Source organism: Microbulbifer litoralis (assembly GCF_023634065.1).
Lineage (GTDB): Bacteria > Pseudomonadota > Gammaproteobacteria > Pseudomonadales > Cellvibrionaceae > Microbulbifer > Microbulbifer litoralis.
Map to the genome: position 1 here is coordinate 1 of NZ_JALKCV010000017.1, position 12718 is coordinate 12718.

At 65.9% G+C, this 12718-nt stretch carries 13 protein-coding genes; 3 read left to right on the forward strand and 10 right to left on the reverse strand.

Translation table 11 applies throughout. The features are described from left to right. The first annotated feature begins 167 nt into the window (after positions 1-167). Positions 168-1340 (forward strand): sterol desaturase family protein, encoded by a 1173-nt coding sequence (locus MWN76_RS18915; RefSeq protein ID WP_250464391.1) that lies wholly within the window; start codon positions 168-170, stop codon positions 1338-1340. Between the two features lie 3 nt (positions 1341-1343). On the opposite strand, the gene MWN76_RS18920 is transcribed toward MWN76_RS18915, so the two are convergent. The 6 genes from MWN76_RS18920 to MWN76_RS18945 all read right to left on the reverse strand — a co-directional run bounded on the left by MWN76_RS18920 (position 1344) and on the right by MWN76_RS18945 (position 5586). After that, positions 1344-1673, reverse strand: coding sequence for a YqfO family protein (locus tag MWN76_RS18920; protein WP_250464393.1), 330 nt, complete (start codon positions 1671-1673; stop codon positions 1344-1346). 135 nt (positions 1674-1808) lie between these two features. Continuing rightward, positions 1809-2663 (reverse strand): thioredoxin, encoded by an 855-nt coding sequence (gene trxA, locus MWN76_RS18925; protein ID WP_250464395.1) that lies wholly within the window; start codon positions 2661-2663, stop codon positions 1809-1811. A gap of 39 nt (positions 2664-2702) precedes the next feature. Then, positions 2703-3527, reverse strand: a complete 825-nt coding sequence (locus tag MWN76_RS18930; RefSeq protein ID WP_250464397.1) for a DUF4349 domain-containing protein — start codon at positions 3525-3527, stop codon at positions 2703-2705. A gap of 9 nt (positions 3528-3536) precedes the next feature. Continuing rightward, positions 3537-3917, reverse strand: coding sequence for an MmcQ/YjbR family DNA-binding protein (locus MWN76_RS18935; RefSeq protein WP_250464399.1), 381 nt, complete (start codon positions 3915-3917; stop codon positions 3537-3539). A gap of 5 nt (positions 3918-3922) precedes the next feature. Then, positions 3923-5278 carry a hypothetical protein gene (locus MWN76_RS18940; protein WP_250464401.1) on the reverse strand — a complete coding sequence of 452 codons (1356 nt, stop codon included), beginning with the start codon at positions 5276-5278 and terminating at the stop codon, positions 3923-3925. Between the two features lie 89 nt (positions 5279-5367). Next, the gene (locus MWN76_RS18945) at positions 5368-5586 is read right to left on the reverse strand and encodes a hypothetical protein (protein ID WP_250464403.1); all 219 of its coding nucleotides are present in this window, start codon (positions 5584-5586) and stop codon (positions 5368-5370) included. Positions 5587-5711: 125 nt separating this feature from the next. On the opposite strand from MWN76_RS18945, the gene MWN76_RS18950 reads away from it, so the two are divergent. Then, complete coding sequence (locus MWN76_RS18950) at positions 5712-6608, forward strand: LysR family transcriptional regulator (protein ID WP_250464405.1); 897 nt, start codon at positions 5712-5714, stop codon at positions 6606-6608. Between the two features lie 42 nt (positions 6609-6650). On the opposite strand, the gene MWN76_RS18955 is transcribed toward MWN76_RS18950, so the two are convergent. The 4 genes from MWN76_RS18955 to MWN76_RS18970 all read right to left on the reverse strand — a co-directional run bounded on the left by MWN76_RS18955 (position 6651) and on the right by MWN76_RS18970 (position 11921). Beyond that, the gene (locus tag MWN76_RS18955) at positions 6651-7811 is read right to left on the reverse strand and encodes a lipocalin-like domain-containing protein (RefSeq protein WP_250464407.1); all 1161 of its coding nucleotides are present in this window, start codon (positions 7809-7811) and stop codon (positions 6651-6653) included. Beyond that, complete coding sequence (locus tag MWN76_RS18960) at positions 7808-10300, reverse strand: FtsX-like permease family protein (RefSeq protein WP_250464409.1); 2493 nt, start codon at positions 10298-10300, stop codon at positions 7808-7810. The genes MWN76_RS18955 and MWN76_RS18960 overlap by 4 nt, the downstream gene beginning before the upstream one ends. Continuing rightward, positions 10297-10962 carry an ABC transporter ATP-binding protein gene (locus tag MWN76_RS18965; RefSeq protein ID WP_250464411.1) on the reverse strand — a complete coding sequence of 222 codons (666 nt, stop codon included), beginning with the start codon at positions 10960-10962 and terminating at the stop codon, positions 10297-10299. The genes MWN76_RS18960 and MWN76_RS18965 overlap by 4 nt, the downstream gene beginning before the upstream one ends. Before the next feature lie 77 nt (positions 10963-11039). Continuing rightward, positions 11040-11921: a LysR family transcriptional regulator gene (locus MWN76_RS18970; RefSeq protein WP_250464413.1), complete on the reverse strand. Its 882-nt coding sequence runs from the start codon at positions 11919-11921 to the stop codon at positions 11040-11042. Between the two features lie 55 nt (positions 11922-11976). Here MWN76_RS18970 and MWN76_RS18975 point away from each other — a divergent pair, with 55 nt between their 5' ends. Continuing rightward, a complete protein-coding gene (locus MWN76_RS18975) occupies positions 11977-12717 on the forward strand; it encodes a Mut7-C ubiquitin/RNAse domain-containing protein (RefSeq protein ID WP_250464416.1) in 741 nt (246 codons plus the stop codon). Position 12718 lies beyond the last annotated feature (1 nt).

Here is a 12718-nt window from a genome sequence, read left to right on the forward strand (position 1 = left end):
CGGCGGATCGAAAGGCGTAGCCCGGATGGAGCGCAGCGGAATCCGGGACGGGATGCGCCCTGCCAATCACTGTGCACTCCGTAACTTGAGTAATAGGCTCTATACAAATCAGGTAACAGTCCGCCGCGCCGAATGCGGCACCGATTAGATACAGTATCTCAGGGATCATGAGCAACGCAGAATCCGATTACCGGTACCGAAAACGACGGGTAAAGCTGGACAGGCAACGGGAGTTCCGCCTCGGTGAGGGGCGCATCAGTGGATACAGTTCCGTCTTCCTCGGAGCACTCAGCCTGCTGGCCGTGCTCGCCTACCTCTACCCGTCCTACCTCACCACTATCGAACTGCGCCAGGTGTACGATGCCGGGGCACTGCAGAAAGTGCTGAAATACGGCATGTACTTTTCACTGCTGTTCGGTGTCCTGACACTGGTCCTGCGCCGCCACAAACGCCTGGGAATTACCGGCATTGGCCTGACCCTGATCGCGTTTGCCCTGGGCGGCTATTCGATACCGGTGGGGCCGGTAGAGCCGCGCCGGCTGTCCCTCGGCGTGGACTGGCTGATCCTCGCGCTGCTGGGATCCGTATTCGTCTTCATGACCCTGGAAAAGCTGTTTCCCAAATACCGCAACCAGGTGATCATGCGCCCGGAATGGGATCTGGACCTGTTCTATTTTTGCCTGAACCACCTGTTGATCTCCGCCATCCTCATCTACGGCAACTACCACGCCAGCCATTTCCACTGGGCAGTGAGCCCGGCGGTAAAGCAGTCGGTACAGTCAATCCCGCTGCTGTTACAGGTGGCGCTGATCATACTGTGTGCGGATTTCGTGCTCTACTGGGAACACCGCCTGTACCACGAGGTATCGTGGCTGTGGCCGGTGCACGCGGTGCATCACTCGGTTGAGCATATGGACTGGCTGGCGGGATCCCGCGGACATTTCCTGCAGGTATTTTCCGAGCGCGCGATGGTGCTGGTGCCACTCTATCTGCTGGGGCCGGACCAGGCGGCACTGGATATTTATGTAGTATTCGCCGCGCTGCAGGCGGTGCTGATCCACAGCAACCTGCGCTTTACCTTCGGGCCATTGAAATACGTGTTTGTGACCCCGCAATTCCACCACTGGCACCACAGCTCGGAAAAGCCCGCAATCGACACCAATTACTCTGCGCACACGGTGCTGTTCGACCGGCTTTTCAATAGCTACCACATGCCGGAAGAGCACTGGCCTGCGGAGTACGGCACCACCCGTCGGCTGCCCCGTTCCGTGATCGGCCAGATGCTCTACCCGATTACCGCCCTGGTGAAAAGATCACGCGGCGCGCCACCTCCGCACTGAGACCTAACCCTGGCTACTGTTGCAACGGCGGTCCAGTTGCCAGAGGTCGAACGCGGGTTCTTCATAGGGGTGTGACTCGCGCAGGGCAGCCAGCGCCGCATCCACCACTTCATCCGCGCAGACCATTTCCACCCGGTATTCGTCCACCTTTTCCACTTCGCCGGTCCGGCCGATAAACGGCTGGCTGCCATCCAGCGGCCGGAACTGGCCGGTGCCTTTGAGTTGAAAGCAACAGGAATCGTAATCGCCGATACGGCCGGCGCCGGCGGCAAACAGCGCCTGCTTGACCTTTTCGGTGTGGGTTTCCGGAATATAGACGCAGAGTTTGTACATGGTTTTTCCTGGTTTTATCAGCCTGCCGTTCGGCTGAACCTTGTGTTTGCGCTGCTTTTCCCTGAACCTCAGGCTTACGGGCACCGGCCGGAGGTGCCACCAGCAGCCACGGCCAATACAAACCCCACCGAAAAATCAATAAAGCAACGTCATCAACTTGCGCTGGTACTGGGTTGCCAGTGGATCGCCGGCGCCGAGGCTCTTGACGATATCCAGGTAGGCCTGCCTGGCGGCGCCGTCGGCATAGTTCATGTCGCTGCGCAGTACATTCAGCAGCAGGTCCAGCGCCTCCTGCGGGCGGTGGGCCTGGCTGTATTGGACCGCCAGTTTGTAGGCGGCATCGAAATCGCCCGGGTTCTGTTCCAGCGCCTGCTGCAGGCCCTTGATCTCCGGTGACTCTGCGGCCTGTTGCTTCAGCTCCAGCTGCGACATCAGTTGCTGGTAGTCGCTGTCCTGGTCTGCCAACAGTATCTTGCCCAGCACCGTCTCCGCCTCCTGTACCCGGTTCTGCTCCAGCAGTACCGCGGCCAGCTGCTTGGCGATATCCTGGCGTTCGCCGGATTCGCTGTAGGCCTCACGCAACACCGGCAACGCTTCATCCAGCTTGCCCTCACCCACCAGTTGCTTGCCCTGCTCGAACTTCAGGTCACAGGGCTTGGGCAGGTACTTGTCCAGCATTTCGCGGATCTGCTTTTCCGGCTGTGCGCCGGCAAAGCCATCCACTGGCTGGCCCTCTTTCAATACCATCACCGTGGGCAGGCTGCGCACCCCCAGTTGGCCGGCCAGCATCTGCTCCGTATCGGCATTGACCTTCGCCAGCAGGAACTGGCCGTCGTACTCCGCCGCCAGCTTCTCCAGCACCGGCATCAACTGTTTGCACGGCTCGCACCAGTCCGCCCAGAAATCCACCACCACCGGGCGCATCATCGACTCCTCGATCAGCACCTGCTGGGCATTTTCCTGGGTTACATCGACAATAAATTCGTTCACAACTGCTCCTGATTCTTCCGTTGGCCCCTACAGCCAATTCTACCGTTTCCTGACGCGGATCCAGATTCTGCGCAGAATATACAGGACAACCGCCAGCAATAGCAGCCACGGCAGCAAGTAGGCGATCGCCGCGATGACATCCGAGATACCACTGGACAGGCGCGAGCCGAAGCTGCGCAGCGACAGCCGGATCGGCTGCATAAACGACTGCTGGGAATGGGACACCAGCGAAATGTCCACCAGGTCCATCTCCACCCGCTGCAGCAGTTTCTGCCTCCGCCCCTGGGCGAACTCCAGGTCGGATTGCACCTCGGCCAGTTTCTCGGCGATCTTGACCAGCGATTCCACATCCGTGTCCGCCCTGTCATTCAACGCCTCCAGCTTGCCGCGATAGTCCTGCAGCATCTCCAGGCGCTTCTGGTTGTCGACGATGGCATCGCCGAGGTCCTCGACCTCGATCGACTTCTGGGTCGTCTCACCGCCCTCCGCCGCCAGGCTCAGCGCTTCTGCCACCCCTTTGGGCAGGATGCGCAGGTTGATGCTGCCGTGCACATAGTTGTCGGTACTGAGGCGGCTGCCGAGCACCGTGCAGCGGTACTCAGTATCTGCCGCACACCAATCGAGGATGCGATTGTACTGCGCTTCCACCCGGCCGACCGGCAACTCTGTCGTCACCCGGTGCCGGTAGGCCAGGTACCTGGACCTGGTCCGCTGCGCCTCGGCCACCTTGAGTTCCGCTTTGAAGGCTGACGGCTCTGCCATGGCCATCACCGCATCGTCGGAATCGCGACTGGTGCAGCCGGCAACCCATAGCAGGGCGATCGCCGGCAGTGCCAACCCCATCAGTTTGACTGCAACTTTCATTCACTCTACCTAGCGGTAAATAGCCCCGCTGCCATAAGCCAGCTCCAGCGCCTCCCGCTCCACTTTGCGCAGGCCCTTGACCACCAGCCCGTAGGAGCGATCCATCATCCGTTCAATTTCACCATCCGGCACGCTGCCGTCCAGCAGCACCGTGTTCCAGTGTTTCTTGTTCATATGGTAACCAGGCAGGACACCGCTGAAGATATCCCGCAGTGCCTGGGCCTCGTCCGGGTCGCACTTGAGATTGGTGCGGGCCACGGTGTTTTCAACGCCCAGGGTCGCGAACATCCGGCCCTTGACCTTGAACACCGCCACCCCGGGGCCAAAGGGAAAATCCTCCACCGCTTCCGGACGGGAGAGCAGATAGCCGCGCGCTGCCTGGTAGTCCATGCGCGTCACCAGTCCAGCGACGACGGCAAGCGCGGCGAGGACAGCAGCGTGGCGAAGCGCTGCCAGCGCTCGTCCGGCGAGGCCACGCCCTGCTCCACGTAATCCGCCACCAGCTGCTTGCCCCAGTTGTAGTTGATCACGTAGGCGCCGTAGGTATCCACGAAGCGCTTGCGCTGGGCGGCCTTCTCCGGGCTCTTGACGGTGTATTTCTGGAACAGCGCCACCACCTGGTCGCCCTCTATCTCGCCGTCGATATACTGGCGGGCGATCTCGTTGCCGGCGTAGCCCAGTTGCTCGATCAGCTCCAGCACGCGATCGTATTTCTCCGCCTGCGAGGGATCTAGGCCGGCCAGCGGATAGAGTACTTCCTTTTCAAACCGTGTTTTTTCCTCACCGGGAAACGCCAGTTCGATGCCGTAGTTGGCGCTGCCCTCGGCGATCAGGGACTGGGGGCTGAACAGCGGGTAGACGCTGTACTCGATCCAGCCGCGGTCGTCCACCAGTGCCCGTTCCAGCAGTGCGTTGTAGGTGTGGTGGCCGGGATAACCCTCGTGGCAGCCGAGATCGATGGCGCGGTCGATCATCACCGGCAGTTCGGTGTTGATCTGGATCAGGCTGCGGGCGCCGCCCCGATACCAGTTGTAACCGCTCCAGGGTTTGTCGGTGACATACTCCAGCACGAAATGTTCGTCCGCCGGCAGTTGGATGTGTTTTTTGGTGCGCTCGCGGCAGGCATCGATGGCGGCATCGAATACCGCTTCCATTTTGTCATCGGGAATCACGAACTGTTTTTTGAAAGCCTGTACGCGCAGGTGCAGCGGTTCGTCGCCGGGCAACAGCTGGTCCAGCTCCGCCAGCACCGGTTCGAAGTCCGCCAGTTTCCGTTGCGGCGGCCGGGTGTCGTAGAGGAGCTGTGTCTCGCGCTCGAAACTGGGCCCGGCGGCACCGGCCAGGCTCTCGGCGTGGGCGATCACCGCCCGCAGCTGGGTTTTCAGGTAGTGGCGGCGCAGGTTTTCCAGATCACCGTCCGCCGGGATCTCCGCCGGCAGCTGCTGTCGCAACGCTCTGGCGCGCTCCGCGATTGCGGCCGGCGTCGCGTCACTGGCGGCCGCCTGTTGTTTCAGTTCTTCCGGACCGTAGTAGGCGTCCACATAGCTGTCGTCGTGGTTGCCGAGTTCCAGTACCAGCAGTACATAGTCCCGCGCCAGGCGATCCATATCCGGGGCCTCTTCCACCGCGGAACCGGCCCCTGCACTGTTTTCCGGTGCCGCCGCAGACTGTCGCTCACCGCCGCAGCCGGCCAGGGCAAGGAACATTATCATCGCGGCCAGGAACCTGGGCGGAGGCTGTAAGAATTTCATACCGGTATCCATGCTTTATGATCATTATCGGTTCTCGGCGGGCCCGAGAACCAAGTGCCGGTAATCCTAGGCGAAATCGCGCCGCAGTGTCACTGCCCCGCCCAAGTCGCACCGCGACCGCGGGCCTTGTCGTGGCACTCGGCACACCGGCGGCAGCGCAGGCAATGGATCAGTATACGGATCCCGTTGCCGATTGCCGTCAGCAATCCGAGCGGTGGCATGGCCGGCATATACAGCGGCGGTTCCGCGGGCCGCGGACGCAGTTTCAGCTTGCAGTTGCATGCCCCGGGGCGTTTGGCATCGGACATCGGATTCTCCTCTCTCACCGGTGAGACCGCTTCAGGTCAAGTCGGGAGATAGAGTGCTCCGACGCAATTGTTAAATACAGCGAAAACATCTACATTGACCTTTCAGAAAAATTGAAAGGTACAGCATGACCACCCCCGATCCGGCAACACCGGGTACTGCCACCCCACTACTGGACAGCGAACTGCTGCGCACCTTTGTCGCCATCGCCGAGTGCGGCAGTTTTACCCGGGCCGCACGCCAGGTATTCCGGACACCGTCGGCCCTGAGCATGCAGATCAAGCGGCTGGAAGAGACCCTGGGACGCACGCTGTTCGTGCGCGAGGCGCGCCGGGTAAGACTGACGCCGGATGGCGAAATACTGCTGGGCTACGGGCGCCGCCTGCTGAAGCTGAACGAGGAGGCGCTGGGCCGCTTCCTCTCCCCGACCCTCCAGGGCCGGCTGCGGCTCGGCACCCCCGACGATGTGGGAACGCGCGTCCTGCCGCGGGCGCTCACCCAGTTCGCCCGCTCCCACCCGGCCGTGCAGGTGGATGTGACCCTGGGGCGCAGCTCGGCGCTGTCGGAGCAGCTGGATGCGGGCAAACTCGATGTGGTACTGATCACCGCCGGCAATACCGATCAATCGGGGCAAGGCGGCCGGCTGATCCACACGGAGCCGCTGGTGTGGGCGGCGCGCGAGGGCGGTGTCGCCGCACAGCACAAGCCGCTGCCGCTGGCGCTCGCCGGCCCCGACTGCGCCTGGCGCGGCATGGCACTGGCGGCCCTGGACGGGGCCGGCATCGGCTACCGGATCGCCTATACCAGCGAACACTGCGCGGCCCAGGAGGCGGCGATACTGGCCGACCTGGCGATCGCGCCCTTTCCACTCAGCCTGGTGCGGGCGCCACTGCGGAAACTGGGGGCAGACGCCGGCCTGCCGCCGCTGGGCGAATACCATATCGCTCTGCGTCAGCGACGCGGGGCGGGACAGGCCGCGGAGGCCCTGGCCGAGCATATGGCGGAGGCGTTCCGCGGCATTTAGCAACAGGGAATACGCCATTTCCCCGCCTCTCGTCTCAACTGCTCAGTAGCCGGTCATCTCCAGGTAACCGACACCGGTGTGGCTACCCGCCACCGCGACATTGCCCTCCCAGTAGGGAAATACCGTGTCCATCCAGCGATTCTCGCTCTGCGCCGTTACCGTCACGTCCAGGTTCCGGGCCGGCAGGCGCAGCCGCCAGCGGGTGGGCAGTTTCCGCCCGGCCACGGTGCTGTAGCCCTGCGGTATCAATTGCAGGTCATCGCCATCGAGCGCGACGGTGTGCCCGTCGCGCGCAATCCAGCTGCCGCCGATAAAGTCGCCGCCGCCCTCGCCGGCCCCGCGCAGGCGAAACGCCATCAGCCTGGCGCCGCCGTCCAGGTGCAACGAAAACCAGTCCCAACCCGGCTGGTCCGCTCCCAGCAACTGGCTGCTCCACTCTCGATCCAGCCAGGCGACGCCGCGCACGCGGTGCCTGTCGCCGTCGATCTCCAGCCAGCCGCGGGCGCGGTAAAACGGCTGGCTGTAATAGTGCGAGCCCAGGCCGGCCGCGGACTTGCGGCTGAAGCCCGCCTCGCCGTGCAATACCAGCGGGCCGTCGGCATCCAACTGCAGGCGGTAACCGAAATCGCGCCCGCCATCGCTGCCACGGGCCGAGACCTGCAGCCGTTCGAGCGCATCGCCGCCGGCCTCGTTGCCGCGACTTTGCAGTTGCCAGTGATCCAGCCAGGCCCGGAAGGGCTCGGCCCGCACACCCGCCTGGCCGCGGCGATCGGGAAATGCCATGCCACGGGCGAAGCGCTCGGCAACCAGGTGTGCGTCCGGCGTCGATACCGCGGCGTGGGCCATCCACAACTGGCGGCTGGTCCAGGGCGAGTCCCCACCGGTATCGTCGCCGGGCGGCGCCAGCGCCTGGCGAAACAGCGTCCACTGAATGCCCAGCGGCGTGCCGTCGGCGTCCTCGAGGTTGGCGGTCAGGTACCACCACTCGATGCGGTAGCCCGGGTGGGAACCGTGGTCCGCGGGGAAATGCAGTTTCGCACCCGGCCGGGCCCGGGTATAGCCGTCCGCCCCGCCTGCCAGCCCGGCAAAACTCTCCGGGCCCGGCCGCCCGCTATCGCGCAGCAATAGTGCCGCGACTGCGAGCAACAGCGCCGCAATCCCGAGCGTGGCAAGCATCGATTTCCGGTGTGCGGCAAAACTCATGGCGCTTCGAACTCCGCCAGTAACCGGCGCGGCGATGTCCGCCACAGGCGCCAGGCCGGCAGCAGTGCGGCGAGCAGTGCCACTCCCAGTGCCAGCAGCAGCGCCATCAAAATCTGCAGCGGGAACAGATGCAGCGGCAGGCGCCAGCCGAAAGCCGCGACGTTGATCACCGCCACCAGGCTCCAGCACAGGGCGATGCCGAGCGGTACCGCCAGCAGCGCCGTGACCAGCGCCGCGGCGCCCAGCTGCACAAAGCCGACCCCGACCAGTGGTCCCCGCGGCACTCCCAGCGCCCAAAGGGGCGCCAGTTGGCCGCGGCGCTGGCCACTCTGCGCCAGCAGGCTCGACAGCAGTGCCAGCGCCGCCACGCCCAGGGTGAGCGCATTCAGCGCGCGGGTGATGGCGAAAGTGCGTTCGAACATATCGGTGGCCAGGCGCCGCACCTGGCGCTGGTCGGTCAGGCGGGCGCCATCGATTCCAGGCGCACTGCGCAAATCCCGCCGCAGTGTGTCAATGGCTTCCGCTGGCAATGAGGGCTCCAGCAGCAGGTCGATCCGTTCCGGCGGCGCCCGAAAGCGTTCGCCGACAAGCGCGGTGCTCAACAGCACCTCGCCGCGCGGATTGCCGTAGTCGGGGTAGATGGCGACGATATCCAGTGGCAGCGGGCCGGCGGGGCTCGACAGCTGCAGCCGCTGCCCCGGCGCCAGCCCGGTGGACAGGGCCAGCTGTTCGTTGATCATCGCCGCGCCACCGGCAAACTGCCGCCACGCCGATGCCGGATCCCCGCCGGCATCCAGGAGCGGCCAGCGCCCGGTCACGGCCGGGTGCGGCGTAATGCCGTGGACGCCGACCGGCTGTGCCAGATAGCCCTCCCCCGCCAGCAGGGTGCTCCCGGCCTCGCTGCGCGGCAGTTGCACGGCGATATCGTCGCGCGCCGCCAGCCAGTCGCGGGCCGCCTGGTATTGTGCGGCGGGCACTCGCAGGTAGAGGTCCGCCAGCAGCCGTTTGTCCAGCCAATCGAGGAACGTCAGCCGAAAACCGCCGACCATGCCGCCGACACCCAGGTTGGCCGACAGCGCCAGCAGCAGCGCCATCATCGCCACCGACAGGCGCGGCAGTTGCAGTTGCAGGTCGGCCATCGCCCACTGCGCCAGCGGGCGCCGTCGCAGCAGCCGGCCGGCGCCGGCCACGATCGCGGCCAGCAGTGGCGGCAGCCACAGCGCGCTGCCAAACAGCGCCGCCGCGACCATCGCAAACCCTGGCACCAGTCCCTGCGCCGGCGGCCGCTGTGCCAGCCACAGCAGCAGGCCCGCGGCCAGCAGCCAGGACAGGCCGCCGACCAGCGCCATGGCGCGCAACTGGCGCACGAACCGCCCGCGCCAGGCCTGCGCCTGCCCCAGGCCCAGCACATCCAGCCGCGCCGCCCGCCACAGGGTGCCGAGCCCGGCGGTCAGCAGCCCGCCCAGGGTCACCGCCAGCCCGCCCAGCCAGAAGTGCCACGGCAGTACCAGCCGGCTGCCCACCCGCTCGCCGTAGAGGGACTGCAGGCTGGCGGCCACATCCGGCAGCAGCCAGCGGGCCAGTCCCACGCCGCTGACAATCCCCAGCGCGGCCCCCAACAGTCCCAACAGCAGTAACTCCACCAGTAGCAAACCCACCAGCCCGCGCGCGGAGACACCCAGCGCGCGCAGCGTGCGCATTGCGCCCAGGCGCTGCTCCAGCACCAGGCTGAGGGCGGCGTGCACGATCAGCAGCCCCACCACCAGCGCCAGCAGGCCCATGGCGGTCAGGTTGAGATGGAAGCTGTCGCTCAGTTGGCCGGGACCGGCCCGGTTGGCGGCCGCATTGCGCACCAGGAAGTCCGGCAGTTCCAGCCGGGCATCCGGCGCCAGCAGCAGTTGATCGGGACCCTCGCGCCCCAGCAGTTGCAGCGCGGCGGCAATATCCATGACCAACAGGCCCAGCGGCAGCGCCGGGGCCGTTTCCAGCGGTGGCAGCCCGCGCCCGTCGGCCAGCGCCGGTGGCGCGCCGCCGGCCCGGATCGCGGCGCGGGTGTCGGCCGCCGCGCGCGCCACATAGGGCGGCAGCAGGAACGCCGCCAGCGACGCGGTGCCGCCGGCGCTGTCAAAGCCGCTGCCCTGCGGCAGAGTCAGCGGATCGATACCCATCACCTCCAGGCGGCTGCCGTCGGCCAGTTCCACCTCGCCGGTGACCAGCGGCGACACCGGTGCGCCCGCCAGCCGCAGCGACAGGTAGTCGTCCGCCGACAGCGGGCGGCCGTCGCGGCGTTCGATGCGGTCGAGGTCGTTGCCGAACAGCGCCTCGCTGCGGGCGTAGCTGTCGCGCGCCGAGGCGTTGATCGCCTGCACACCGCTCCAGAGCGCACCGGCCACCCATAGCCCCAGCAACAGCATGGCGAGCTGGCCCGGATGGCGGCGGTAATGGGAAAGCAGGGTCTGAAGTGCAGTTCGCAGCGGCGCGACCGTCACAGCGCGGCCTCCGCAATGCGGCCGCGGCTGAGCCGCAGGCAGCGGTCGAGCGGCGCCGCCACCCGCGGGCTGTGGGTCACCATCAACAGTGCGCAGCCGCTGTCCCGGACCAGCTCCAGCAACAGCGCCAGCACCCTGTCGGCACTGCGTTCGTCGAGATTGCCGGTGGGTTCGTCGGCCAGCAGCAGCGCCGGTCGCGCCGCCAGCGCGCGGCCGATCGCGAGGCGCTGCTGCTGGCCACCGGAGAGCTGTTCCGGGTAGCGCCCGGCCATGTCCGCAAGCCCCAGGCGCCGCAGCAACTCCCGGGTCCAGGCGGTCTCCTCGCGCCCGGCGAGCCGCGCCTGCAGGCGCAGGTTGTCGAGCACATCCAGGCTCGGCACCAGGTGGAACTGCTGGAATACCAGCCCCAGCCGCCGGCGGCGACATTCCGCCCGCGCGGGCTCGTCCAGCGCCGACAGCAGCCGATCGTCGAGGCGCACTTCACCGCTGTCGGGCGTATCCAGCCCCGCCGCCAGGTGCAACAGCGTCGACTTGCCGCTGCCGGATTCGCCCATCAGCGCCAGGCTCTCGCCGGCGGCCAGGCACAGGTCGACACCCCGCAATACCGGCAGGGGACCCTGGGGTGTGGGATAGGACTTGCGGATCCCGCGCAGTTCCAGCATGGCGATTCCTTGCGATTCCGATACGAGCATAATGCCCGCTGCCACAACGGACTATGGGGCAAGGTGAGCCGCGCGGTCTATAGATCGCGCTGCAGGCATTTGCCGATAAAACTGCACAGCGCGCGCACCCTGTGGGTATCGCACATGTCGCGGTGGGTAAGCAGGCGGAGTTCCGAGGTCCAGTCGTCCGGTGGCGGCAGCAGGCGACACAGGCGATCGTCGCCGCGCGCCTGCCACAGGGCGAGCGGCGCGATACCGAAACCGGCGCGCACGGCATCGGCAAACTGGTCGACGCTGCTGCAGCGCAACGCGATCTGTTTGTCCGGCACCCAGCGATCCACCCATTGCGCCAGCGGGTCCGGCGCCGCACTGCGGCCGAGGCCGATAAAGCGGTGGTGGCCGATGCGCTCCAGGCTGTCGAAACTACCCTTTTCGCGCAGGTAGTCGGGGGAGGCGAACAGGCTGTAGCGCAGCGGCATCACACTCTGCACGACACAGTCGGGCGCATCGGGCCCGGCACCGCAGCGGATACCGATATGGGCCTCACCGCGACCGGGGGACGGCGCGCCGGTGCCGCACTCCAGCTCCAGTGCAACGCGCGGGTGACGGCGCTGGAAACGCTGTAACAAAGGCGCCACCGGCGCCAGCAGGCTGGCCGGCACACTGACCACCAGCGTGCCGCTCAATTGCTCGTCGGCGCCGCGCACACTGCCCACCAGGGTATTCAGTTGCGCCTGCATGGATTCCGCAGCGCGCATCAATTTGCGTCCGGCCTCGGTGGGCACATAGCCGCGGGCGTGGCGGTAGAACAGGCGCGTGCGCAGGGATTTCTCCAGTGTATCCACCCGCCGCAGCACCGTGGAGTGGGACACCCCCAGTTGCTCGGCGGCGCCGGAGAGAGTGCCGGCGCGGGCCACCGCCAGCGCGTAGTGCACGTGATTCCAGTCGTTGACCTGCAAGTTGCTCCCCCTCCGGATTGATTAAACTGTTGCCACACCGCAGGTGCAGCGAACCATGCTCAGCGTCTCTTTCCACTTCTACCGCGAACTGAACGATTTCCTGCCAAAACAGTGGCGGCAGCGGGAGTTTGCGCGGCAATACCCACTGCCGGGGTCGGTCAAGGATGCGATCGAGAATCTCGGCGTGCCGCACATAGAGGTGGACCTGATTCTCGCCAATGGCGTGTCGGTCGATTTCGACTACCGGCTCGGCGACGGCGATCGCATCGCGGTCTACCCGCTATGCGAATCCCCCGACATCAGCCCGCTGACCCGACTGCGACCGGCGCCGCTGCGCAGGCCACGCTTTGTGCTCGACTGCCACCTGGGCAGGCTGGCCCGCCACCTGCGCATGCTCGGTTTCGACACCCTGTTTTACCGCCACTGCGACGACGATACGCTGCTGGAGATCTCCGTCTCGCAGCGGCGCATACTGCTGTCCCGGGACCGCGGTCTGCTGAAACACGGGCGCCTGCAGCGCGGCTATTTCGTTCGCGCGACCGCGCCAAAGCTGCAGATCACGGAAGTGGTCGAGCGGTTGCAACTGCGGCACAGATTCACGCCCTTCAGTCGCTGCCTCGCCTGTAACGGCTTGCTGTCTGCCGTGGACCGGGAGGCGGTCTTGCAGCGGCTGCCGGAAAATACCCGGCGCTATTTCCGCGACTTTTTCCAGTGCACCGACTGCGCCAGGGTTTACTGGAAAGGCAGCCACTACCAGCGCATGCAGCAGTTGGTGCGGGAGCTGGCCGCGCGCTGAA